The sequence below is a fragment of the Maribacter sp. Hel_I_7 genome (genome assembly GCF_000688315.1).
In the GTDB taxonomy this organism is placed as follows: Bacteria; Bacteroidota; Bacteroidia; order Flavobacteriales; family Flavobacteriaceae; genus Maribacter; species Maribacter stanieri.
In genome coordinates, this window is sequence record NZ_JHZW01000002.1 from 103,073 (window position 1) to 127,541 (window position 24,469).

General features: G+C 34.0%; 20 protein-coding genes. 8 read left to right on the forward strand and 12 right to left on the reverse strand.

Features of this window, described 5'->3' with window-relative positions; translation table 11 throughout:
• Window positions 1-24 precede the first annotated feature (24 nt).
• From P178_RS0101945 to uxuA (P178_RS0101965), 5 genes are all read left to right on the forward strand, one after another.
• The gene (locus tag P178_RS0101945; protein ID WP_027064620.1) at window positions 25-1,413 is read left to right on the forward strand and encodes a DUF1080 domain-containing protein; all 1,389 of its coding nucleotides are present in this window, start codon (window positions 25-27) and stop codon (window positions 1,411-1,413) included.
• A 5-nt stretch (window positions 1,414-1,418) separates the two neighbouring features.
• Window positions 1,419-2,774, forward strand: coding sequence for a Gfo/Idh/MocA family protein (locus P178_RS0101950; RefSeq protein ID WP_036145567.1), 1,356 nt, complete (start codon window positions 1,419-1,421; stop codon window positions 2,772-2,774).
• Between the two features lie 175 nt (window positions 2,775-2,949).
• Complete coding sequence (locus P178_RS21325; protein ID WP_081819377.1) at window positions 2,950-4,785, forward strand: alpha-L-rhamnosidase C-terminal domain-containing protein; 1,836 nt, start codon at window positions 2,950-2,952, stop codon at window positions 4,783-4,785.
• 10 nt (window positions 4,786-4,795) lie between these two features.
• Complete coding sequence (locus P178_RS0101960) at window positions 4,796-5,611, forward strand: SDR family oxidoreductase (protein WP_027064622.1); 816 nt, start codon at window positions 4,796-4,798, stop codon at window positions 5,609-5,611.
• Window positions 5,612-5,630: 19 nt separating this feature from the next.
• Window positions 5,631-6,809 carry a mannonate dehydratase gene (gene uxuA, locus P178_RS0101965; RefSeq protein ID WP_027064623.1) on the forward strand — a complete coding sequence of 393 codons (1,179 nt, stop codon included), beginning with the start codon at window positions 5,631-5,633 and terminating at the stop codon, window positions 6,807-6,809.
• A gap of 8 nt (window positions 6,810-6,817) precedes the next feature.
• Here uxuA (P178_RS0101965) and P178_RS0101970 read toward each other — a convergent pair whose 3' ends face one another.
• The 3 genes from P178_RS0101970 to P178_RS0101980 form a co-directional block, all read right to left on the reverse strand.
• Entirely contained in the window at window positions 6,818-9,052 is a 2,235-nt protein-coding gene (locus tag P178_RS0101970) for a c-type cytochrome (protein ID WP_027064624.1), read from the reverse strand.
• Between the two features lie 54 nt (window positions 9,053-9,106).
• Complete coding sequence (gene uxuA / locus P178_RS0101975; RefSeq protein ID WP_027064625.1) at window positions 9,107-10,303, reverse strand: mannonate dehydratase; 1,197 nt, start codon at window positions 10,301-10,303, stop codon at window positions 9,107-9,109.
• 83 nt (window positions 10,304-10,386) lie between these two features.
• Window positions 10,387-11,205: an SDR family oxidoreductase gene (locus tag P178_RS0101980; RefSeq protein ID WP_027064626.1), complete on the reverse strand. Its 819-nt coding sequence runs from the start codon at window positions 11,203-11,205 to the stop codon at window positions 10,387-10,389.
• A 360-nt stretch (window positions 11,206-11,565) separates the two neighbouring features.
• On the opposite strand from P178_RS0101980, the gene P178_RS0101985 reads away from it, so the two are divergent.
• Window positions 11,566-12,396 (forward strand): DMT family transporter, encoded by an 831-nt coding sequence (locus P178_RS0101985; RefSeq protein WP_262493275.1) that lies wholly within the window; start codon window positions 11,566-11,568, stop codon window positions 12,394-12,396.
• Window positions 12,397-12,467: 71 nt separating this feature from the next.
• Here P178_RS0101985 and P178_RS0101990 read toward each other — a convergent pair whose 3' ends face one another.
• Window positions 12,468-12,659: a hypothetical protein gene (locus tag P178_RS0101990; protein WP_027064628.1), complete on the reverse strand. Its 192-nt coding sequence runs from the start codon at window positions 12,657-12,659 to the stop codon at window positions 12,468-12,470.
• 280 nt (window positions 12,660-12,939) lie between these two features.
• Between P178_RS0101990 and P178_RS0101995 the strand changes: the two genes are divergently transcribed.
• Window positions 12,940-13,476 carry a YSC84-related protein gene (locus tag P178_RS0101995; RefSeq protein WP_027064629.1) on the forward strand — a complete coding sequence of 179 codons (537 nt, stop codon included), beginning with the start codon at window positions 12,940-12,942 and terminating at the stop codon, window positions 13,474-13,476.
• 56 nt (window positions 13,477-13,532) lie between these two features.
• On the opposite strand, the gene P178_RS0102000 is transcribed toward P178_RS0101995, so the two are convergent.
• Window positions 13,533-14,351: an SDR family oxidoreductase gene (locus tag P178_RS0102000; RefSeq protein ID WP_027064630.1), complete on the reverse strand. Its 819-nt coding sequence runs from the start codon at window positions 14,349-14,351 to the stop codon at window positions 13,533-13,535.
• A gap of 140 nt (window positions 14,352-14,491) precedes the next feature.
• Entirely contained in the window at window positions 14,492-15,649 is a 1,158-nt protein-coding gene (locus P178_RS0102005) for an aldose epimerase family protein (RefSeq protein ID WP_027064631.1), read from the reverse strand.
• 210 nt (window positions 15,650-15,859) lie between these two features.
• Between P178_RS0102005 and P178_RS0102010 the strand changes: the two genes are divergently transcribed.
• A complete protein-coding gene (locus P178_RS0102010) occupies window positions 15,860-16,876 on the forward strand; it encodes a LacI family DNA-binding transcriptional regulator (RefSeq protein ID WP_027064632.1) in 1,017 nt (338 codons plus the stop codon).
• A gap of 17 nt (window positions 16,877-16,893) precedes the next feature.
• On the opposite strand, the gene P178_RS0102015 is transcribed toward P178_RS0102010, so the two are convergent.
• The 6 genes from P178_RS0102015 to uxaC are packed head-to-tail and all read right to left on the reverse strand — an operon-like array spanning window position 16,894 to window position 24,148.
• A complete protein-coding gene (locus P178_RS0102015; protein WP_027064633.1) occupies window positions 16,894-18,510 on the reverse strand; it encodes a UxaA family hydrolase in 1,617 nt (538 codons plus the stop codon).
• A 10-nt stretch (window positions 18,511-18,520) separates the two neighbouring features.
• On the reverse strand, window positions 18,521-19,963 hold the full coding sequence (locus tag P178_RS0102020; RefSeq protein WP_027064634.1) for a tagaturonate reductase: 1,443 nt from the start codon (window positions 19,961-19,963) through the stop codon (window positions 18,521-18,523).
• Between the two features lie 16 nt (window positions 19,964-19,979).
• A complete protein-coding gene (locus P178_RS0102025; RefSeq protein WP_027064635.1) occupies window positions 19,980-21,275 on the reverse strand; it encodes a TRAP transporter large permease in 1,296 nt (431 codons plus the stop codon).
• The gene (locus P178_RS0102030; protein ID WP_036145576.1) at window positions 21,275-21,733 is read right to left on the reverse strand and encodes a TRAP transporter small permease; all 459 of its coding nucleotides are present in this window, start codon (window positions 21,731-21,733) and stop codon (window positions 21,275-21,277) included. The genes P178_RS0102025 and P178_RS0102030 overlap by 1 nt, the downstream gene beginning before the upstream one ends.
• Window positions 21,734-21,739: 6 nt before the next feature.
• Window positions 21,740-22,717: a TRAP transporter substrate-binding protein gene (locus tag P178_RS0102035; protein WP_027064637.1), complete on the reverse strand. Its 978-nt coding sequence runs from the start codon at window positions 22,715-22,717 to the stop codon at window positions 21,740-21,742.
• Between the two features lie 12 nt (window positions 22,718-22,729).
• A complete protein-coding gene (gene uxaC, locus P178_RS0102040; protein WP_027064638.1) occupies window positions 22,730-24,148 on the reverse strand; it encodes a glucuronate isomerase in 1,419 nt (472 codons plus the stop codon).
• Between the last annotated feature and the right edge of the window lie 321 nt (window positions 24,149-24,469).

Sequence of the window (24,469 nt, forward strand, 5' to 3'; positions counted from 1 at the left end):
CACTCCAAAACCAATAAATTAATAATGAAAAATTACCTTTCAACCAGTAAATTACTGATGGTAACAGCACTAGCATTAATAGTTAGCTGTACCGAAAACACTAAAGATGAAACCCCTTGGGTAGATTTATTTGACGGCACAACTTTAAACGGTTGGCATAAACTAGGCGGCGATGCTACCTATAATGTAAAAGACGGTGCAATTGTAGGCACTACCACCCATGATACACCGAATACATTTTTGACCACAGATAAAATGTATGATGATTTCATTTTAGAATTAGACTATAAAGTTGATTCGACTATGAATTCTGGTATACAGATTAGAAGTAATAGCATACCTACCTATAGAGATGGTAGAGTACATGGATACCAAGTTGAAATTGATCCATCTGAAAGAGCATGGAGCGGTGGTATATATGATGAGTCTAGACGTGGATGGTTAAACCCAATGACAGACAACCCGGCTGCACAAAAAGCGTTTAAGCAAAACGACTGGAACCATTATCGTATAGAAGCAATTGGCGACACTATTAAAACCTGGGTAAATGATGTTCCTGCAGCTTACTTAATTGATGATAAAACTGCAAAAGGATTTATCTGTTTGCAAGTACACAGTATACATGATGACCAAAAAGCTGGAACGGATATTATTTGGAAAAATGTAAAAATAGTTACCGATAGCGTTTCTAAATATTCTAGAAAATCGCCACTTACTCCTATCATCACCAAAAATCAATTAACTATTGATGAGAAAAAAGATGGATGGAAATTACTTTGGGATGGAGAAACTACCAATGGGTGGAGAGGTGCCAAGCTAGAAGAGTTCCCAGAACAGGGTTGGAAAATTGAAGATGGAATTTTAAGTGTTCTTTCTTCAGGAGGCGCAGAATCTTCTGCCGGTGGTGATATTGTTACCAAAGAACTTTATGGAGATTTTGAATTAAAGGTAGATTTTAAACTGACACCTGGTGCTAATAGTGGTATCAAATATTATGTAGATACCAATATTAATAAAGGTGAGGGTTCTTCTATAGGACTAGAATATCAAATATTAGATGACAACCTACATCCAGATGCTAAACTAGGAAATCATGAAGGTAGTAGAACGGTAAGTTCATTATACGATTTAATTCAGGCTGATGTAAATAAACCTATTAACCCAATTGGTGAATGGAATACAGCTTACATTATATCAAAAGATAATCACGTAGAACATTGGTTAAATGGTACAAAGGTTTTAGAATACGAACGAAAGAGCGATGCATACAGAAAGTTAGTTTCTGAAAGTAAATATGCTAAGTGGCCCAATTTTGGAGAATTGGACAAAGGTCAAATTTTACTTCAAGACCACGGTGATTTGGTTTCTTTCAAAAATGTAAAGATTCGCTCAATTAGTAATACTAAAGAATAAACAACATGAGTTCAAATAGAAGAGATTTTATAAAGAAAACTGCAATTGGAGCCGTTGGGGCTACTTTAGTTGGATCTAGCGCAAATGCTATAACAGCTAAGAGTTACTCTAAAATAATAGGTGCAAACGACAGAATTAATGTTGCAATACAAGGTTTGGGAAGAAGATATGGTGCATATATACCAGCAATAGCCCATGAAAAAAATAACGTAGAGCTTAAATATTTATGTGATGTCATGAAAAGTCAGCGAGATAAAGCTGCTACCGAATTGGCTTCTAAAATTAATTATAAGCCACAATTAGAAAATGACATTCGTAAAATTCTAGATGATAAAGAGGTTGACGCTATATTTATGTCAACTCCAGATCACTGGCATGCTCCTGGTGCATGTATGGCTATGCAAGCCGGTAAACATGTTTTTTTAGAAAAGCCGTGTAGCCATAATCCTCGTGAGGGAGAATTGGTTGTTGCTTATCAAAAGAAATTCAACAAAGTGGTGCAAATGGGTAACCAACAACGTTCGGCACCCGAGTCTCAAGAAATAATAAAAGAAATTCATAATGGTATTATTGGTGATGTATATAAAGCAACTGCTTTTTATGTTAGTGCCAGAGGTCGTGTACCACACCAAACAAAAGCAAATCCGCCAGAAGGTTTAGATTGGGATTTATTTCAAGGTCCTGCTCCAAGAAGAGCATATACAGATAACACTTGGGATTATAACTGGCACTGGTATGGTTGGGATTATGGTACCGCAGAAATGGGTAACAATGCTACCCATGAATTAGATATTGCACGATGGGCATTAGGTGTAAAATATCCTGAAAAGGTATCTGTTGATGCAGGTAAATATCACTACAAAGATGATGGCTGGGAAATGTATGATACTATGGAAGCTACATTTAAGTTTGCTGGCAATAAAACCATAAAATGGGACGGTAACAGTAGAACCGGATATCATAAATACGGCAACAAATATGGTAGAGGTACAATAGTAGCTGGTTCTGAAGGTACAGCTTACATTGATCGTGGCGGATATAAATTATTCGACCAAAAAGGAGGTCTTATCAAAGAAAATATTACAGCGAACGAAGAAGCAGGTACAGCACTTGGTGGTGGTGGCGATATGTCAACATTGCACACGGTTAACTTTTTTGATGCAATAAGAGGTAAAGCTGAATTAACTTCACCAATAGATGAAGGTGCTATTAGCCAAATGCTTACGCATTACGCAAATATAGCTTCAAGAATAGATGACTCTTTTGAAATAGATGAAACAACTGGTCGTATATTTAATAGAGAGGCTATGAAATTATGGTCTAGATCCTATGAGCCAGGTTGGGAAATTAAACCTGTATAATCTCTTCATATTAATAAGATTAAAAACACTACTGCATCTACTTTTCTATAGAGTTTGGAAAGTATCTAGAATGATAAAGGTGTAGTACAATCTAAAAGTAAATAAACTAGATACTATGTTTTAAACAACATAGTATCTAGTACTACTTATCATAAATTAACTTACCGTAAAACCTATGAAAAAGCATATTTGCATATGTCTTATCACCCTTTCTATTTTTTATTGTCAAGCTCAAAATAGTACTAGTGATATCGATTTGAGAACTACTTTCAACAGTCCTGCTGAAATAAGTGAAGTATCAACAGACACGTATTTATTAGATTTTGGTAAAGCCTATTTTGGTACAGTTGAATTGAAAAGTACGACAACTCAAAACGATTCGTTAGTCATTCACCTTGGTGAAAAATTAGACGCACAAAATAGAATAGACAGAAATCCAGGTGGGTCTATTAGATATCAAAGAATTGTATTGCGTAATCTACAAGCAAATACGATTACCAATATTGAACTTGTCCCTAACAAAAGAAATACATCTGGTGCAGCCATATTATTACCTGATAGTATAGGCATAATTATGCCTTTTAGGTATTGTGAAATTGAGAATCTAAAAATACCTATTGAAAATATAGAAGTACTTCAAAAAGCCACACATAATAATTTCAATGAAGAAGCAAGTAGTTTCTCCTCATCAAATGCAATATTAGACTCTATATGGAAACTTTGTAAGCATACTATTAAAGCTACCAGTTTTACGGGTTATTATATAGATGGTGACCGTGAAAGAATACCGTATGAAGCAGATGCCTATATAAATCAACTAAGTCACTATAGCGTAGATAGTCTTTATGCTATGGGAAGAAGAACCAATGCCTACTTTATAAAAAACCCAACTTGGCCTACAGAATGGTTGCTACATACCGTACCCATGTTTTATGCAGATTACATGTATACGGGCGATTTGGAACCACTGAAGGAGCATTATGAGAATCTAAAGTTAAAGACTTTAATGGATTTAGAACGTGAAGATGGACTCATTAGCTCTTCTTCTCCGCAAATGAACGAGGAGTTAATTTCAAAATTAGGTTTTAAGAAACCTGATACAAAAATTAAAGACATTATAGATTGGCCACCGGCACAAAAAGATACTGGTTGGGAATTGGCTACCGCAGAAGGCGAAAGAGATGGTTATGAAATAGTACCAGTAAATACAGTCGTCAATTCTTTTTACTACTACAACCTTGTCTTAATGACAGAAATTGCTGAATTTCTTGATAAAGACGAAGATGTAAAGTTTTTTCAAAATAAGGCAGCAACCATCAAGAGCGTTATTAACACTAAATTATTGGATACTAAAAAAGGGTATTACTTAGATGGAGAAAATTCTACTCATTCTTCTTTACATGCCAATATGATGCCACTAGCTTTTGGTCTAGTACCTAAAGAACATATTAAATCCGTTACAGATTTTATAAAAACCAGAGGAATGGCTTGTAGTGTTTATGGGTCTCAATACTTATTAGAAGGATTATATAAAAGTGGCGAGGCACAGTACGCATTAGACCTAATCACAGAAACAGAAAGCGATAGAAGTTGGTGGAATATGATTGAAATAGGTGCAACCATGACTTTAGAAGCTTGGGATGTAAAGCACAAACCAAATTCTGATTGGAATCATGCTTGGGGTACAGCACCTTTGAACATTACAACTCGTTACATTTGGGGTATAAAACCAAAAACAGCCGGTTTTAAAGTAGCTGAAATTAAACCTCAACTGGCAGACTTAACTTTTTCTAATATTAAAGTACCTACCAAAAACGGCATCATAACCGCTAGCTTTAAAAAAGACAAGAATACAGACCATTATACCATTGAAATTCCTAAGGAAATGACCGCAGAATTTACAGTTCCTCCAATTTTTTCAAAAATTAAACATAATGGTAAAAAGTTAAAATCAACCCATAATCCTGTTCATTTAAAAAGTGGGGTTCATACCATTGAATTGAAACAATAAATAGTACAAAATGAACTTATTTAGTATAGAAAACAAAGTAATATTAATTACCGGAGGTGGCGGAGTACTTGGCGGTGAAATGGCTAATTATTTACTTTCAAATGGCGCTACAATCGTTATTTTAGATTACAAAGATGACATTGTAAACGCAGCCGTTGAAAAACTTAAAACCATTGGCGATAATGTATCCGGTTTTGTGTGTAATGCCTTAGAAGAAGAAAGTCTAATTAAAGTTTCAGATGAAATTATAGCGCAACATGGTAAAATAGATATTCTAATAAATGCTGCAGGTGGTAATATGCCTGGTGCAACTATAGGTGTTGACCAAACTATTTTTGATGTAAATATTGATCACTTTAAAAAAGTGGTAGACCTTAATTTATTTGGCAGCATTCTACCCGCAATGGTTTTCGGCAAAGAAATGGTGAAGAATAAACAAGGTGTTATTATTAATATATCATCAATGACTGCACAAAGTGCAATCACTCGAGTGGTAGGCTATTCTGCATCAAAAGCAGCTATAGATAATTTCACGAAATGGTTGTCTGTAGAATTAGCTACAAAATTTGGAGAAGGTTTACGTGTTAATGCTATTGCTCCCGGTTTTTTTATCGGAAATCAAAATAGAAATCTTTTAATTGACCAAGAAACCGGTAATTTTACTGACAGAGGTGATACCATTATTAGAAATACACCCATGAAAAGATTTGGTGAGACGGACGAATTAAATGGTACTATTCATTACCTATGCGCAGAGGCATCAAAATTTGTAACTGGCGTAGTAGTCCCAATTGACGGAGGTTTTAGTGCTTTTAGTGGAGTTTAATAAAATATAATTTAGAAAAATGGAACAAACATGGCGTTGGTACGGTCCAAATGACCCCGTATCATTATCAGATATTAGACAAGCAGGTGCAACAGGTGTAGTTAGTGCTTTGCATCATATTCCTAATGGCGTGGTATGGCCGGTAGAGGAAATTATTGAGCGTAAAAATATAATAGAAGCCGCTGGCTTAACATGGTCTGTTGTAGAGAGCGTTCCCATTCATGAGCAAATAAAAACCCAAAAAGGGGATTATAAAGTCTATTACGAGAACTATAAACAAACCATTGCTAACCTAGGTCAATGTGGTATAGATACGGTCTGTTACAACTTCATGCCTGTATTAGATTGGACACGGACCAATCTAGATTATGAAATAGAAGATGGTTCTACCGCATTACGTTTTGAAGCTGCTGCCTTCGCTGCTTTTGAATTGTATCTATTAAAAAGACCAGGATCTGAAGATACCTATTCTGAAGCCCAAAAAACTGCCGCCAAAGAATACTTAAAGACGCTTTCTGAAGAAGATAAAACCAAATTAATAAGCAATATTATAGCAGGTTTACCTGGTGCAGAAGAAGGATATTCACTAGAAGAGTTCAATACAATTTTAGCTACCTATGACGCTATTGGACCAAAAGAACTTAAGGATAATTTATTCGAATTTTTATCTAATATTATTCCGGTAGCTGAAAAGGCTGGTGTGCGTATGTGTATACATCCTGATGATCCTCCATTTCCAATTTTAGGACTTCCAAGAGTTGTAAGTACAGAGCAAGATATCATTGACCTTTACAATGCTGTTGATAGCCCAAACAACGGACTTACATTTTGCACAGGTTCATTTGGTGTTAGACCAGATAATAACTTACCAAGAATGATAGAGCGCTTAGGTGATCGTATTCATTTTATTCATTTACGTAGTACACAGCGTGATGCCGATGGTAATTTTCATGAAGCAAATCATTTAGAAGGAGATGTAGATATGTTTTCGGTAATGCAGGCATTGATAAAAGAACAAGAAAAGAGAAAAGCCTCTGGCAGAACAGATACCAGAATGCCATTACGCCCAGATCATGGCCATAAAATGTTAGATGATTTAAGAAAAAAAACAAACCCAGGTTACTCTGGCATAGGTAGACTAAGAGGTTTAGCTGAGCTACGAGGTCTAGAAATGGGCATTAGAAAAAGTATGAAATAGCTTGGTAATTATTTATCAAGTGCTTGAAGTTCTTTCTCTGTAAATTCCATACCTGTAGAAGACTTTACATTTCTTAGTTCCTGTATACGTGTAGTGCTCAATCTTTTTGGTTTATCAGAAAAAGCATTGGTTACATATGATATAATATTGGCAATGTCTTTATCGGTGATATTGTCATTTCTAATAAGACCAGGCATTGCCAAATTTATATTATAAAGTTCACCATTAACGTGTACAGGTCCTTCAAGACCATGTAATATTATAAGGGCCAATCTCTCTGTGTTTTTCACATGTTCAGAATTCATTAAAGGAGGTGCCAAACCTTCTATGCCTTTTCCTCCGGCTCCATGACAAGATGCACAAATTTGAAAAAACATTCTTGCACCACTAGTTCGGGTATCTTCCGTAGTTTTCTCTTTGGTAAAAATAGCATTCATTTTACCTGCATTCTTATCTGAAATAGTTCTTGCTAACTTATTTACAAACGGCGTATGCTTTAAACTATCCATGATAACGGTATTGTTATAGACCTCTGTATCTACAGTAGACAAACCACCAATAACAGCATCTGCTAAAGTGTTATTGTCCGGTTTTCTTGCTAAGATTTTCATCATAATAGGCGTGAATTTACTTTCATCTAAATTCATCCAAGTTCCTAACCCATTCCCTAAGTACAGATCTAATTCTATTTCGTTACGTTTTATCACATTATTAAATAAAACTAGCGCCTTTTCTATATGCGCTGTGGATGCAAATTCCTTTAATAGGACCATGCCATGAGAAGCTACTTGACTATTACTCTTATCTATTATGGTTATCAAGAAATCAAACGATAAGGCATTCAAGCCCTCCAGCACATACAATGCATGAATTTGACTCCACTGATTTTCAGAATTAAGTGCTACTTCTTTTACTTCATCAATTACATCTTTAACTTCTTTAAAAATTAGAAAATGCTGTGCACGGTCTCGAATCCAACCATTATCGTTAGATAGTAATTTCACCAATTCACTTCCGTTCAAGGCATTAAAGTCAGGTATTTTATCAGCTGTAGAATTCTCGTGAGCAACTTTTAGTATCCTTCCAAAGTTTATAATAGTGTCCAATTCCTTAGCCTTTGCCTTATCTCTTAGATACGGACTCATGTACGCATGATGACCTATCATCCCTCTATGCATATCCACTATATACATTTTACCTTCTGGACCATTTTTTAAACTTACAGGTCTAAAACCTTCATCGGTAGAAGTTATAAATTCCTTTTCTTGCCAAGCTTGTTTTGCAAAAACAGAATCTCCCGTAAAAGTCAATAGTGCTCGCTTGACTAAATTACCTTCTGGTATACAGATAAAAACATTTTCGTCATAAGATTCTGTAAACTCACCTCCCCTATACACTAAAGGACTGCATGCAGCGGTTGCATTCACTAAAATGCTATCAGCATTTAAAACACCTTTTGCATACCCCCTATTAACCGAACCGGCAAATACAGGATATACCCTTTGATCATTAGTCAGAAGCTTATCAAAACTAGATTTTGGAGTAAAAAATTTATTATTGATAAATGTATTTGGCAGAGCATAATCCCCTAGTAATATTCTAGAATTATCATTGTAATATAACCTCCCAAAATTATCATGGGTAATACCCCATTGTCCCCTAAAAGTCGTAGGTTCTTTTTCCCATTTCCCAGCTTTTCTTCTATATCTAAAATTAGATTTCGCATTATAAATCCAATTATCAATATTTAATTCTAGTCCGTTTGGTTGATGCTCTGGATTTCCCTCAACAGCATATATAGAATCTACCATCACCTTATTTACAGGCTTATCATCTTTAATATCAACAAACCATAAATAGGGCGGTTCTGCATACAACAATCCGCCATAGACATGTGCCAATGCACGGGGCATCACTAGGCTATCCATAAAAACTTTTGAATGATCAGCAATACCGTCATTATCCAAATCTTCAAGAATAACAATACTACCAGAAGGATTTTCTTCACCAGACCCTTGTAAATCATTCATGTAACCCGGCATCTGTGCCACCCAAACTCGACCTTTTGCATCAAAATCTATAGCTACCGGCGCTTTTAAAAGAGGCTCTGCGGCTATCACTTCTAAATTAAATCCGTCTTCAATTTTATAAGAATCTAAAGAAACTATAGTTTCATTAAATTTAGATTGACAAGAAAATAATAGTGATGAAATAATTAGTAAGAATAAAAATGATATGCGCATGAAACTATATGTGATTATAACCTAAATATTAATTTATTTTTTCGATAATAAGAATTATAATTTTAGACCATTCCTAATACCTAATTCCAAACCAGAAAGTTGAGCCAAACCTATTGCCCTACCTATTAAGGAGTAACCGGAGTAGAATTCATCTATTCTTTTTTTATCATCTAAAAGAACGTGACCATGATCAGGTCTCATAGGAATATTAACTATGCCCTTACCGTTGTTTACTCTTTTCTGTTGCTCTATTATAATAGCTTTCATGACCTCTTGCATAGGTACTGAACCATTTAAATGATCAGCTTCATAAAAACTACCATCTTCTAAACGCGTAACATTTCTTAAATGTAGAAAGTGAATTTTATCCCCGAAATCTTCAATAATCTTAACCAGGTTGTTTTCTTCGGATGCTCCTAAAGTCCCTGAGCAGAATGTTAATCCATTACTAGTGGATGGACAACAATCAAGTATAAACTTAATATCTTGGTAATTAGAAACGATTCTTGGAACATCAAAAACTGAAAATGGTGGATCATCTGGGTGGATTGCCATACGAATGCCAATTTTTTCCGCTTCTGGTATTACAGCATTTAAAAAGTAAGATAAATTATTTTGTAAACTTTCCTTACCAATTTTTAAAACAGCCGCATGATTTGTTTTAAAATCATCTAAGGCAATCAACTTCCTAGAACCTGGCATACCAGCCAAAATCGCATTTTTTAGATTTATTTTTTCAATATCCGTTAGTGCCTCAAAATAATTTTTGGCTTGTTTACAAATAGCATCTGAATAAGATTGTTCTGCGTTTTCACGAGCCAATATGTATAAATCAAAAGCTGCTGCTGCGATAGGATCAAAATTTAGAGCTGATGCTCCTGAGGGTAATTTAAAATCTAAATCGGTTCGTGTCCAATCAATTAATTGCATAAAATTATAGCAAACATCATAAATACCATTTTCAGCAAGGTTTTTAAGCGTTTGAATATAATTAGCAATGTACCAATCTCTGTTGGCAAGCCCATACTTAATATCTGCATGGATATTAACACTTTCAACAACGGACCATTCCATTCCGTTAGCTTCAATTTGTGATTTCAAGTTAGCAATTGAAGCTAATGGCCATACCTCACCTACTGGAATTTCTTGACATGCCGCTACAATACCTTCAATACCAAGCTGCTTTATATCTATTAAGCTAACTCCAAAATCAGGTCCAAACCAGCGAAAGGTTTTCTTTAAATAATCCATACGTTCTACATGTTACAAATCATCACATATTACATATGTAATCGATTGCAAAAATAAATACTGTTCTAACTATTAAATACTATTTAAACACCTGAAAAAGAACTGAATCCGCCGTCTACATCAAAAATACTACCAGTTACAAAACTTGAGGCATCACTAAGCAAATAATGAACCATACCATTAAGTTCTGATGCATCACCAAAACGACCCATTGGGGTGTTTTTAATAATACTATTACCTCTATCTGTAAATGAACCATCTTCATTAGTAAGTAATCGTCTGTTTTGATTTCCTATGAAAAAACCAGGAGCTACTGCATTCACCCTAATTTTATCTCCATGTTTAGACGCTAGTTCATTTGCCATCCATTTCGTAAAAATATCAACTGCAGCTTTGGCCATAGAATACCCGAGAACCCTAGAAATAGTTTGCTTGGCAGCCATAGATGAAATATTCACAATAGAACCATAACCTTGTTCTACCATTAACTCACTTAAAATAACCGTTGGTGTAACCGTACCGAATAAGTTAATATCGACTACTTTTCTAGTATCATCCATAGCGATATCTCTAACTGTTTGATCTGGTTTTAAAGTAGCTCCTGGTATATTTCCTCCGGCAAGATTCACCAACCCGTCTAAGTGGTTAAATTCTTTTTTAATTTTATTCTTCAAATTGATAAGATCACTCTCATCCATTACATCTACCTTAAAAATAAATGTACTATCAGCAACAAGACTATTTAACTCCTCTTGCTTCTCTTTTAATTTTTCCTCTGATCTACCTAATAAAAGAACTCTTGCTCCATTTTCCACTAAATATTTAGCAATTGAACCACCCAAGGTTCCTGTTCCCCCAGATAGGGCATAATTTTTATCTTTCAACGATAACAATTCGTTCATATTAATTCTGTTTTTTCAATCTGATAAGATTAAGTTCCAATTAAAAAAAATGGCTTAAACCAATCAATTTGTTTTGTTCTGCCAAGTTAAGAGATTTCTTAAAATGATACATAACGTTCAACCTATTATAACTAAATACAGAACATTTATTAACAGAAAAATATAGAAAATAGATTAATCAAAAAACATAAGGGTTTATTTTCATTTATGAACCTTAATCTTCAATATGTCATTGAACAGCAACATATATACCTATAAAATTATGGGTATCGTAAAACTTATAGTTAAATAGTTATTTTTCATTGTATTAAGACTTAATTCTATTTGTCACGAGTAACTTTGCAATCACAAATTAAGACTGTGAAGAAGGCAATATTATATATGATTATTAGTACGTTTTCATTTAGTTTAATGAATTCTTTCGTAAAATACCTAAATCACTACCCTACTTTCGAAATTGTTTTCTTTAGAGCTATTGGCTCACTTGTTTTAGGAACCGCCCTAATTTTAATTAAAGGCATACCTATATTCGGAAATAGTCGTAAATTAATGATATATAGAGCTTTAGTTGGTTTAACGGCTATGAGTTTGTTTTTTATGTCTTTACAATACCTACCAGTTGGAACCGCTGTTTCCCTAAGATATCTTGCTCCAATTTATGCCGCAATGTTTGCCGTCTTTTTACTTAAAGAGAAATTAAAACCAATTCAATGGTTTCTATTTCTATTTGCTTTTGCGGGAGTACTGGTTTTAAAAGGATTTGATCAAAATATAAACACTACAGGCTTACTTCTAGTTTTAGCGGCTTCTGTGTTTAGCGGTTTAGTATATGTACTAATTAGAAAAATAGGAAACAGTGACCACCCTTTGGTTATTGTTAATTATTTTATGTTCACAGGTACTGTTATTGGTGGTCTACTAAGTATTAATAATTGGATTAACCCGGAAGGTATGGACTGGTTAATACTTCTAAGTTTAGGGGTTTTTGGTTTTTTCGGACAGATTTTTATGACCAAAGCATTTCAAATTGCCAAAACCAATTTAGTTGCTCCCTTAAAGTACATTGAAGTCATATTTACAATTATGGTCGGTATTTTCTGGTTCGGAGACATCTATTCTCTTTGGAGCCTTTTAGGTATCCTAATGATAGTAGCAGCGTTAGTAACTAATGTTCTTGTGGGTAAAAGATAATTGAAAGAGGCATAAAAAAAGCTACCGATCACTATGAATTGGCAGCCTATAGTTATGGTCAGAAATTTAAATTATTTATGTGCAGTCTCCTGCTCAGCCAAGCTATTGCTTGCATCTTTAAGAGAATTTACAATAACAGTATTAATGTCATCTTCAATTTCTTGAGCGTAATTGAAATAATAAATGGCAGAAAATAACAAAGCGAAAGCTATAATTAGGTTTGCTATCATTTTTGAATCAAAAAAATTCTCTTGGTTCCCCATCTTATTATGTTATGAGTTAGATTATTTATTGAATATATAACTATTAGTAATAATTAACAAATTTTTAAGAAATCAATTTACTAGATAAATTCCTATCAATAAACAAGTTAGAAGAAATTATTCTCTTCCATAAATCATAATTTAACTTCTAATTAACTGATTCACATATATTTAACACTTATTCGAATTAAGATTTAAGGCTAATAAGTCAATTCATTACACAAGTAAAATTTAGCTTTGTACTGTTAATAATAATTATTAAACCTAAAATCTAGAACATATGAAAATTTTAAAATCGATTGCATTTACAACCTTGTTATTCTTAGCTGTAGGGCTAAATGCACAAAACAGCAAAGACCAAAAAGTTATAAAAGATGCCAATAAGGCAAAAGATAAACTAATGAAAATGGAAGTTGGTTTAGACAATTTCTTCAATAATTCTGCAGGTTATGTGATTTTTCCTAATGTAGGTAAAGGAGGGTTTATAATTGGTGGAGCATCTGGTAATGGGGTAGTATATGAAAATGGTACTATGATTGGAATGGCTGATTTGAAAAAATTAAGTGTAGGATTACAAGCTGGTGGACAAGCAATTACCGAAGTAATATTCTTTGAGACAGCAGATGATTTAGCTGAGTTTAAAGAAGGTGATTTTGAATTCTCTGCAGAAGCTTCTGCGGTTGCTTTAAAATCTGGAGTTTCAGTTAATGCCAAATATAGAGATGGTGTTGCCGTATTCGCTTTACCAAAAGCTGGTTTAATGGCAGATGCATCTGTTGGTGGACAAAAATTTGATTACAAGCCAATGATGAAATAATCATCTGAATTATAAATATAAAAGCCGCCTAATTGGGCGGCTTTTTTTATTCACAACTACCCATTTGCCGTAAAACCTGGGTAACATGTCATGCCTCCATCTACAAAAATTGTCGTTCCATTAATATATTCAGATTCATCTGATGCTAACCAACTGGCAACGCTTCCAATATCGTCTGGCACACCAATTTGTTTATAGGGTATAAGTTTCAACATACCATCTCTTCCTTCTTTTGTGCTCCAAACCTCTTTATTGATATCTGTTTTTATTGCTCCCGGAGCTATTGAATTACATCTTACTTTATCTGGACCGTATTCTTGACAAATAGTTTGCATCAACATTACCAATCCGCCTTTAGAAGCTGCGTAATTTGCATGACCCGCCCATGGAATTACCTCATGAACCGAGCTCATATGAATTATTTTACCAAGAGATTTAGAAACCTCTGGTCTCATACCTCTTCGTTTAAATTCTATAATAGCTTCTTTTGCACAAAGAAACTGACCTGTAAGATTCACATCTATTACACGCTGCCAATCTTTTAAAGGCATCTCATGTAATGGGTAATCTAATTGCATACCAGCATTAGCTACGCAGACATCTACAGTACCAAATTCAGCAATTGTTTGTTTAAACATGTTCTTTACATCATCTTCTTTACTAACATCGCATTTAACGACTATTGCACTACCGCAATTAGAGTTTGTACTGATCCAATGTGCAACTTCCTCTGCTTCTTCTTTACTGCTGTGATAATTGACAACGATATTACCGCCTTCCATTCCCATAGCTTTTGCTACCGCTTCACCGATACCGTCACTAGAGCCAGTAACTATACAAGTTTGACCTTCTAATCTTTTATTTGGTTTTTGCATGATGTTCTTTTTTTATGAATAAATATATTCGTCAATACCGATTTAAATTACCGCGATAACAAAAATTACTAACACGAGATTACCATGTAAATAATACCAAATAAATAATGTCCTAAAAATGAAAAGGAACTGGCCTAAAACTAGTGATTAATATAAAAATTAAAAGTAGTTTTGGTTTCATATTTCTGTCCTGGTTCTAACGTTGTATCTGGAAATTGTGGTTGATTTGGAGAATCTGGAAAATGCTGTGTCTCAAAGCAAAGACCACTTCTTTTTACGTAAACTCCGTTATTTGGGGCTGGCAAAGTACCATCTAAAAAATTACCAGTATAAAATTGCATACCAGGTTGATCGGTAAAAACCTCCATTACACGACCCGATTCTTTATGATGTGCTTTTGCTACCGATCTATACCCTTTACCATTGAGTACCCAGCAATGATCAAAACCACCGCCTATTTTTAATTGTTCATGTTCCCTATTGATAGCAGTCTCCACAATTTTTGACTTTCTAAAATCAAAAGGGGTATTTTCAACAATAGCCAATTCACCCGTAGGAATTAACGAAGCATCAACCGGAACAAATTTATCCGCATCTATTTCAACTTCGTGATTTTCTATCAACTGAGAAAAATTACCTGATAAGTTAAAATAAGAATGCTGTGTTAAATTAATTACTGTGGTTTTATCAGTAGTTGCTTCATACAATACGTCCAAGCTATTGTTACTATGTAACGTGTATGTAACGGTAGTTTTTAAATTACCAGGAAAACCTTCTTCCATATCCGCACTGTAATAACTCAATTTCAAAGAAGCAAAAGAAGTAGATTCCTCTACATTTTCAACTTTCCAAACTACTTTATCAAAGCCTTTTAAACCACCATGTAAATTGTTTTCTCCATTATTCTTAGCCAATAAATACTCCGTTCCATTTAAGCTAAATTTTCCTTTAGATATACGATTTCCATAACGACCTACCAAAGCACCAAAAAATGGGTTCTTTTTCTCATATTGTTCTAAGCTATTAAAGCCTAAAACAACATTTTCTAGTTTACCATTTTTATCAGCTGTGTTTATTTCAGTAATTCTTCCACCAAAGGTTATAATACGAACTTCAATTCCTCCTTTATTTTTTAAGCTAAATTGATCTACTAGTTCACCATCTGTAGTAGTACCATAACTTCTTTTTTCAATCGTAACAGCATCTTTTAAATCTTTTTTAATCATATTTTCAAAATTGGAATGATGAGCTAAATAAGGCATTAAAATAATGATAAATAATATTGTAGTGTTACTCATTTTCGCTAAAAACTTAAGATACCATGTTTACTTGTAAATATAAAAATATGTAGTAAAATTAGAGTTTCTATCCCTTGAATTTCGTGAAAATAAACAACACAGAAAAACAGTGAATTATTAAATTTATAAAATTTAAAACGTGCTAATTATTAAGCTTTCTACTTTACTTTTTTTTAATTCAATAATCGTAAATTCGTAATACACTTTCCTATGAGCAAAAAAGCTACTATTTACGACATTGCAAAAGAGCTAAAAATAACAGCAGCTACTGTTTCTAGGGCTTTAAACAATAATCCTAAAATCAGTAAAAAAACACGAGAGCTTGTACATGCTACTGCTGCGAAAATGAATTACAAGCAGAATAAATTAGCATTGGCCCTTAAAAGCGGTAAAAGCAAAAATGTAGGTGTAGTAGTACCGTTTATTAATAAAAACTTTTTCGCATCTGTTATTAGAGGTATTGAAGATGAACTGTACCCAAAAGGATTTCACGTAATTATATCCCAGACCCATGAAGATGTTGACCGTGAAAAAAAGATTATTCAAAATTTAATAAATGCCCAAGTAGATGGTATTCTCATCTCTACATCTTTTACCAACGAGAATAAAGAGCAACTAAATCAAGAATTAAAAAAATCTACCCCTTTTATATTTTTTGATCGTGTTTTGAATTTTGATGGCACCAGTACGGTAACTATAGATGATTATCAAGGTGGTTTTGATGCTACCGAGCATTTAATACATCAAGGTTGTAAAAGAATAGCCCATTTTTATGTAGACCAAAATATTGAACTCTATAACAATAGATTAAATGGTTATAAAGATGCCCTTTTAAAACATGGAATTGGATACCATAGTGATTATGTAATTTCTTTAACCAGTGATATGGAAGCAGGAAAGGAGGCTGCAGAAAAACTTATGAAATTACCCGTACCGCCAGATGCTATTTTCTCTTCCACGGATAACGGCTTATTGGGAGCTGTAAAATATCTTCAAAGTATATCTGTAAAAATACCAGAAGATTTTTGTGTAGTAGGTTTCAGTAACGAACCTTTCACTCAATTTCTGGAACCATCCATTAGTTCTGTAGACCAATCACCTATGGAAATGGGTAAAATGGCTGCTAAAGTTTTTTTAAAGCAAATTGAAAATGATGAAAGTGGAATAGATGAAAACGTTGTATTGCCTGCCAAACTAATTATTAGAAAATCATCAAGTAAGCAGTAGTAACATTTGCTACTTTATTAAAGTGAAACCCCTCTTTTCCACGGAATAAAGTCATCTTGACCTAAAATATCGGCTTTTGCCTTTTTCTCACCGCTGGCTACTTGAATTACATATTCCAAAATCTCCTCTCCCATTTCTTGAATGGTCTTTTCTCCCCTAATAACAGCACCCGTATCTATATCGATAATATCAGGCATATGCTCCGCCAATATAGAATTAGAAGAAACTTTTAAAACAGGAGCAATAGGATTTCCTGTTGGTGTCCCCAAGCCAGTTGTAAAAACAACGATATTGGCACCTGAACCTACCATACCTGTTGTACTTTCTACATCGTTACCTGGTGTACAAAGTAGATTTAGGCCCGGTTTAGTAACATACTCACCATAGTCTAAGATAGCTTCAATAGGTGATGTACCCCCTTTCTTTGCAGCACCCGCAGATTTCATTGCATCGGTAATTAAACCATCTTTAATATTGCCTGGTGACGGATTCATATCAAATCCTGAACCAGCCGCCTCTGCAGAAGCCTCATACGCTTTCATTAAAAACATAAACCTTTCTGCGTCTGCATCTACTACGCATCTATTTACCAACTCTTGCTCTACACCACATAACTCTGGAAATTCGGAAAGAATTGGTGAACCACCAACAGCCGCTAAAATATCTGAAGCATAGCCTAAAGCTGGGTTTGCAGAAATACCCGAAAAACCATCTGAACCTCCACATTCCAATCCCATTTTTAATTTTGATATAGGTGCTGGCTTACGTTCAATAGAATTAGCTGCTTTAATACCCGCAAATGAATCTTTGATTATGATATTCAACATATCATCTACCGTACCCATTTGCTGCTGTTCGTAAATTAGCACTGGTTTGTTTAGATTGGAATCAATAGAATTCAAGGCATCTTTAAAAATATCTATCTGTAAATTTTGACAACCTAAACTTAATACCGTTGCACCAGCTACATTAGGATTTTTTACATAACCTGCCAATAATTTGGCTAATGTATGTGAGTCTTGACGTATACCGCCACAACCCCCTTGGTGGGTTATAAACTTAACATCTACATTATCAAAAGTTTGCTCAGAAACTTGCTGTTTACCATCATTAAAATTTACATCATTACCATTAATAAGATTACGTAGCAATTGTCTTTGCTTACGCTCCTTACCCATAGAAAGTTCTTTTTCAAAAACCTCTTTAAGTACTTCTATATTTCTATTCTCACAAAAGACCAATGGAAAAAATAACCAAACATTTTGGGTACCCACTTGACCGTCTGCCCTATGATACCCCATAAAAGTTCTGTCTTTCCAATTGGAAATGTTGGGTGCGTTCCAACCTATATTTTTGGTTTTAGCCACCACCTTATCACTTTGGTGTTTTACATTCTCCGTGGTCAACAGATCACCTTTTGCGATTGAAACAACTGTCTTACCAACCAATACGCCATACATATAAATAGAATCATTGATAGCCAAATCAACGAATGCTATTTTGTGTTTTGCTTTAGTGTTAGATAAAATAATTATTTCTTCACCATTATATTCACAACGGTCTCCTTTTACAAGGTCTATCAAAGCAATAGCCACATTATCCTCTTCCTGAACTTTAATTATTTTCCTTTGCATTGCCTTGTATTTACGACTGACCTAATTTCAAAAATCCTTTTTCTATACCGTATTCTTCTATGAATTCTAAAGATGTTGTTATAGCATTGGTCAAACCTTCAATCTCATTTAAATCTTGCCCCCAATACTGAGTTTTACCCAAAACTTTCGTGGCAATTTCATTCATGGAACATAATTTCCATAGCAACGCCATTTCTGAAACAACATCATTATCATCATTAACGGGCATAACATTTCCATTATAATTTCCTTTGTAAAATCGGATTAAACAAGCAAATGCAAATACCATTTTAATAGGTAAATTTCCATTTAATTGGTAGTACATTAACAAACTTGGCAGCACTCTAACTTTAAATTTTGAAATAGAATTTAAAGCAATACTTGCTAACTGATGTTTTATAAACGGATTTTTAAATCGATCAAAAACTGCATTAGCAAATTCGTTCAGCTCCTCTTTTTCCATTTCTAAAGTTGGAATAACTTCGTCAAATACTAAAGAACGAATAAATGGTCCCGTAAAATCCTCCTCCACAGTTTCTTTCACTGTTGCGTTACCGTACAATAATGAAATTGGAACCATAGCAGTATGCGCACCATTTAAAATACGAACCTTTCTGGTACGAAAAGGCTGCATATCATTTACAATTTTAACGTCTAAGCTAGTTTTATGAAATGGTAATTTCTTCTTTAACGCTTCATCACCCTCTATTACCCATAAAAAAAAGGTTTCTGCGCTTACAATTAAATTATCTTGATAGTGTAACTGCTTATTATAAGCTTCAATTTGATCTCTAGGATAACCAGGTACAATACGGTCTACCAATGTATTGTGAAATGTGCAGGAATTTAAAATCCAATATTTAAATTCTTTTGATAAATTCCAAAGAGAGATATAATCCAGGATTATTTGTTTTAAAGTATCTGAATTATAATTGATAAGTTCACATGGTATTATGGTTAAACCTCTATCACTTGCCCCATTAAAATAAGTAAAACGTTCAAATAATAATCTTGTAAGCTTTGCCGGAAAAGAACTTGGCGGAGCCATATTAAATTCATCTATCTCCACAAATGAAATACCTGCTTCTGTAGTGTTTGAAATTATAAATTCTAATTCCGGCTCTCTCGCTAGATTTAAAAAATCATTGAAATTTAAATATGGATCAATGCCCGATACTATATTAGTAATCAGTTCTTTTTTCTCAACAGCAACACCATTCTCTAAGCCTTTGGTAAAAAGTGTATACAGACCGTCTTGATCATTTAACAATGACACCATACCCTTGTCAATAGGTTGTACCACGGCAATACCAGCATTAAACCCTACTTCTTTATTTAAAGTCTGAAAGGCATATTCTACAAAGGCTCGCAAAAAATTACCTTCCCCAAATTGAACAATTTTTATAGGTAACACATCAGAAACCTCAATATTATTTCTATTTAATTTCTGCATGATTTTTAGTATAAAATTATAAATCAAATAAGCTAGGTAACCATAAACTTAACTGTGGAATATAAGTTACCAAAAACAGTGCAATAATCATTGCTATAAACAAAGGCAATAAAGGTTTAAAGACTTTCTCAATGGTAGTTTTGGCTACACCAACCCCAACAAATAAGACCGACCCTACAGGTGGTGTACACAATCCTATACATAAATTAAGAACCATGATAATACCAAAGTGAACAGGATCCAAACCTAGTTTTGTTACAACTGGTAAAAATATTGGAGTGAATATTAATACCGCAGGAGTCATATCCATAAAAATACCTACGAACAATAACAATAAGTTTATAATCAACAGAATAACAATTTTATTATCACTTAAACTTAAAAGTCCGCTACTAATATCCTGTGGAATGTTTTCATAAGACAATGCCCATGACATACACATAGAAGAACCTATCAATAACATTACAATTGCAGTTGTTGCCGAAGAATCCAATAAAATTTGAGGTAGTTTTGGCAAGGTAATCTCCTTGTAAATAAAACCTAAAATTAAACTGTATAGTACAGCAATGGCAGAAGCCTCTGTAGCTGTAAAAATCCCTGTAACAATACCTCCAATAACCACGACCAACATAAAAAGACTAGGTAATGCATCAATAAATGTTTTACCTACCTCTTTTAAACTACTGCGTTTACCTACTTTATATTTCTTCTTTTTCGCCCAAAAAGATGCAACTATCATTAGAAATAAACCTGTCATAATACCAGGAATGTATCCTGCCAAAAACAAGGCTGCAATAGACGCACCACCACTTGCTAATGAATAAACGATCAATACATTACTTGGTGGAATAATTAAACCTGTGGTCGCTGATGTTATATTTACTGCTGCACCGAATTCTTTAGAGTACCCTTCTTTTTCCATTTCTGGACCTAAAATACTTCCCATTGCAGATGCAGATGCCATTGCCGAACCAGCAATAGCCCCCATTAACATTGCAGCAATTACGTTAATTAAAGCCAAGCCGCCAGGAAATGACCCTACCAAAGTTTTTGCAAAAGCAATGAGTCTATGGGCAATACCACCTTTATTCATCAGTTCACCAGAAAGCACAAAGAAAGGTATAGCCAAGAGGGCAAAACTATCGAGACCAGTTGCCATACGTTGAGATACCGTGGTAAATGCCGGCATAGCAGGTATACTTACCAGCATTGTCAATAAAGATGAAATAGCAATACTCCAAGCTACCGGAGTACCAATTGACAATAAACATATGAAGCTAATAACTAAAACAAGAATTGGTAAATGCTCCATCATGATTCAATATTTTTTAAGTCAGAAATTTTATAATACATAATCAATAATCCACTAATTGGAATAATAATATAAACAAGTGCCAATGGCACCTGTAAAGCTGGTGATTGTTGCCCTAGAACATAGGATATGTACACCAAGCGTGAACCGCCAATTACAAAAGCAAAAAGAACAAAAAGTATAATCAGTACGGTAACCATAACTTTAAGTCTCTTCTGTGTTTTCTTATTCTGTCTAAGCGGTAAAATATCTATGGCTACATGTAAATTACGTCCAGAAACATATGCTGCTCCAAGTACACCAATCCAAATCATAAGATAACGCGCCAGCTCATCTGTAAAAGAACTTGGATTGCCCGTTACATATCTTGTAAATACTTGCCATAGTACATTTATGACCATAATCGACATGATAAGCACCAATGTCTTGCCCAAAATGGAATCTATTTTGTTTCGCATAGTAAACTATTTAGTTTCTTGAATTTGTTTGATAAGTGGGTAAATATCTTTATCATCTTTATACCCTTCGAAAATACCTTTTACCTTTTCCGCAAATAATGATTTATCTGGTCTAATGACTTGTACTCCTGCTTTTTGAACTTCGCGTAATGCTTCCTCTTCAGCTTCTGCCCAAAGAATACGTTGGTATTTCACCGATTCTGTCACTGCTTCTTTAAGCCATTTTCGCTCTTGCTCATTTAATTTGTCAAAAACATATGTACCCATTAATAAAACATCTGGCAATACGGTGTGCTCATCTAGAGAATAGTATTTACAAACCTCATAATGTCTAGACAGATAAAAACTTGGAGGATTATTTTCTGCACCATCCACTACTCCCTGTTGCAACGAAGTATATAATTCTCCCCATGAAATTGGAGTTGGCGAACCGCCAAGGGCTTTTACCATATTAACGGCAGTAGCACTTTCCATAACCCGTATTTTTTCACCAACTAAATCCTCTGGTTTTTCAATAGGTTTATTCATAGTATAAAAACTACGGCTACCGGCATCATAATATCCTAAACCTTTTAGCCAATATTTTTCACCGTCATTCAACAACATTTCACCAATAGGTCCGTCAAGTACATTAAATGAATGTTGACGGTCTCTAAACAAAAAAGGAAGACCTAGAACCTTCATTTTAGGAGCAAAATTCTCCAAAACGCCAACAGATACTTTGGTCATATCTAAACTACCAATCTGTAAAAGCTCCAAACATTCTCGTTCTGTACCCAATTGTTGACTAGGATAAATTTCAAGCTTAAGTTTACCACCTGAGCGCTTTAATAAATCTTCGCCCATTTTTACCATTGCCTTGTGTACAGAATGGCTAACATCTAGACCGTGACCCAAGCGCAAAGTCTTTACATCACTTTGTATTTCACAACCTAAAAAGGTGCCAATTAAAATGAATAACAGTACATTTTTTTTAGTTTTCATAGCTTTTATTGCTTAAAATTTAAAATAAGCTTTGGCATTATTGTAACTTATATCTTGAATTATTTTACCAACCAATTCAAAATCTGGCGGTAGTTCGCCCTTCTGCATTTCTTGTCCAAAAAGGTTACATACAATTCTTCTAAAATACTCATGTCTAGGGTATGAAAGAAAAGATCTAGAATCTGTCAACATACCAATAAAACAACTTATTAATCCCATATTAGATAGCGCATTCAACTGCTTTGTCATGCCATCTTTTTGGTCTAAAAACCACCAACCGGAACCAAACTGCATTTTACCTTTTACCTTACCGTCATTATAGTTACCGATCATGGTTGCCAATACTTCATTATCTGCAGGATTAAGGTTATATAAAATAGTCTTAGTAAGTTTGTCTTTAGCATCTAAAGCATTTAAGAAACCAGAAAGTGTTCTAGCTTGAGAATAATCACCTATAGAATCCCAGCCTGTATCTGGACCCAGAATACGTGTCATTCTAGCATTATTATTTCGTAATGCCCCAAGGTGAAATTGCTGTATCCATCCACGAGAATGATACTCTTCACATAAAAACAATAAAATGGACGTTTGAAATTTCTCATCCTCTTCTAAAGACAATTGTTTTTTAGCAACTCTTTTTTGAAAAATGAGTTCTATCTCAGCATCTGTACATGTTCTAAAAGGAACATAACTTAAACCATGATCAGAAAGAGTGCAGCCATTCTCTTCAAAATAATCTAATCTTACCAAAAGTGCATCGCACAAAGCTCTGTATGAAATAATAGTCACTTTACTAACTGTAGATAGCTTTTCTATATATTCAAGATAAGTTTCGCTAGAAATTACTATTGCCTTATCTGGTCTAAATGCAGTACTTACAGTTGTATCAAAATCACTATTTTTAATAGTAGCATGATGGTCTAAACTATCAATTGGATCCTCAGTTGTACAAATAACTTCAACATTCATTTTTTTAATAAGACTTTGACAACTATACTCAGGTGTTTGTAGTTTTGCCGTGGCTTCATCATAAATATCATTTGCCGTATTGGCATTTAATAAAGTATCAATATCAAAATAGCGTTGTAACTCTAAATGTGTCCAATGATATAAAGGATTCCTCAATGTATAAGGTACCGCTTTACCCCATTCAATAAATTTGTCTTTATCTGATGCATTACCCGTAACATACTTTTCATCTATACCAAAAGTTCGCATTGCACGCCATTTGTAATGATCACCATCTAACCAAATCTTAGTCAGATTTTCAAACTGACGATTGTTTGCAATTTCATTAGGTGGCAAATGACAGTGGTAATCTATAATTGGCATTTGAGCCGCATACTCATGAAATAATCGTTGGGAGAATTTATTTTCTAATAGAAAATCTTCTGTTATGAATGTTTTATTATTTACTACGGACTTACTCATTACTTTTTGTTTGAAGGTTTCCCTTTATTTGATATTAAACGATGTATTGCACTATTCTAGAATGAAAAAACACTAAATTTTCATAAAAAATAATTCGCGTTGTAAATTAATGCAATCGATTACACAAATATATCCAATTTTAAATATTTAGCAACTAAATAGACTTAAAATTAGATTAATCATCAATTAAAGTACTACAATTTATCTGATATATAATTTAAGACCTTGAATAACAGAATTAAATTAAAAAATCACCTTAAATTATAAATTTATAAATCACAGATTAAAAAAATGAAATAAAAATCGCGCTCACCTCCGAAA

Excerpts from the sequence above, each read along its gene's own strand:
- P178_RS21325 (WP_081819377.1), top strand. The coding sequence starts at position 2,950 with ATGAAAAAGCATATTTGCATATGTCTTATCACCCTTTCTATTTTTTAT.
- P178_RS0101950 (WP_036145567.1), top strand. The coding sequence starts at position 1,419 with ATGAGTTCAAATAGAAGAGATTTTATAAAGAAAACTGCAATTGGAGCC.
- P178_RS0102025 (WP_027064635.1), bottom strand. The coding sequence starts at position 21,275 with ATGGAGCATTTACCAATTCTTGTTTTAGTTATTAGCTTCATATGTTTA.
- P178_RS0101990 (WP_027064628.1), bottom strand. The coding sequence starts at position 12,659 with ATGGGGAACCAAGAGAATTTTTTTGATTCAAAAATGATAGCAAACCTA.
- uxuA (WP_027064623.1), top strand. The coding sequence starts at position 5,631 with ATGGAACAAACATGGCGTTGGTACGGTCCAAATGACCCCGTATCATTA.
- P178_RS0101960 (WP_027064622.1), top strand. The coding sequence starts at position 4,796 with ATGAACTTATTTAGTATAGAAAACAAAGTAATATTAATTACCGGAGGT.
- P178_RS0102005 (WP_027064631.1), bottom strand. The coding sequence starts at position 15,649 with ATGAGTAACACTACAATATTATTTATCATTATTTTAATGCCTTATTTA.
- P178_RS0101970 (WP_027064624.1), bottom strand. The coding sequence starts at position 9,052 with ATGCGCATATCATTTTTATTCTTACTAATTATTTCATCACTATTATTT.
- P178_RS0102010 (WP_027064632.1), top strand. The coding sequence starts at position 15,860 with ATGAGCAAAAAAGCTACTATTTACGACATTGCAAAAGAGCTAAAAATA.
- P178_RS0102020 (WP_027064634.1), bottom strand. The coding sequence starts at position 19,963 with ATGCAGAAATTAAATAGAAATAATATTGAGGTTTCTGATGTGTTACCT.
- P178_RS0102035 (WP_027064637.1), bottom strand. The coding sequence starts at position 22,717 with ATGAAAACTAAAAAAAATGTACTGTTATTCATTTTAATTGGCACCTTT.
- P178_RS0101995 (WP_027064629.1), top strand. The coding sequence starts at position 12,940 with ATGAAAATTTTAAAATCGATTGCATTTACAACCTTGTTATTCTTAGCT.
- P178_RS0102015 (WP_027064633.1), bottom strand. The coding sequence starts at position 18,510 with ATGCAAAGGAAAATAATTAAAGTTCAGGAAGAGGATAATGTGGCTATT.
- P178_RS0102030 (WP_036145576.1), bottom strand. The coding sequence starts at position 21,733 with ATGCGAAACAAAATAGATTCCATTTTGGGCAAGACATTGGTGCTTATC.
- P178_RS0102000 (WP_027064630.1), bottom strand. The coding sequence starts at position 14,351 with ATGCAAAAACCAAATAAAAGATTAGAAGGTCAAACTTGTATAGTTACT.
- P178_RS0101945 (WP_027064620.1), top strand. The coding sequence starts at position 25 with ATGAAAAATTACCTTTCAACCAGTAAATTACTGATGGTAACAGCACTA.
- uxuA (WP_027064625.1), bottom strand. The coding sequence starts at position 10,303 with ATGGATTATTTAAAGAAAACCTTTCGCTGGTTTGGACCTGATTTTGGA.
- uxaC (WP_027064638.1), bottom strand. The coding sequence starts at position 24,148 with ATGAGTAAGTCCGTAGTAAATAATAAAACATTCATAACAGAAGATTTT.
- P178_RS0101980 (WP_027064626.1), bottom strand. The coding sequence starts at position 11,205 with ATGAACGAATTGTTATCGTTGAAAGATAAAAATTATGCCCTATCTGGG.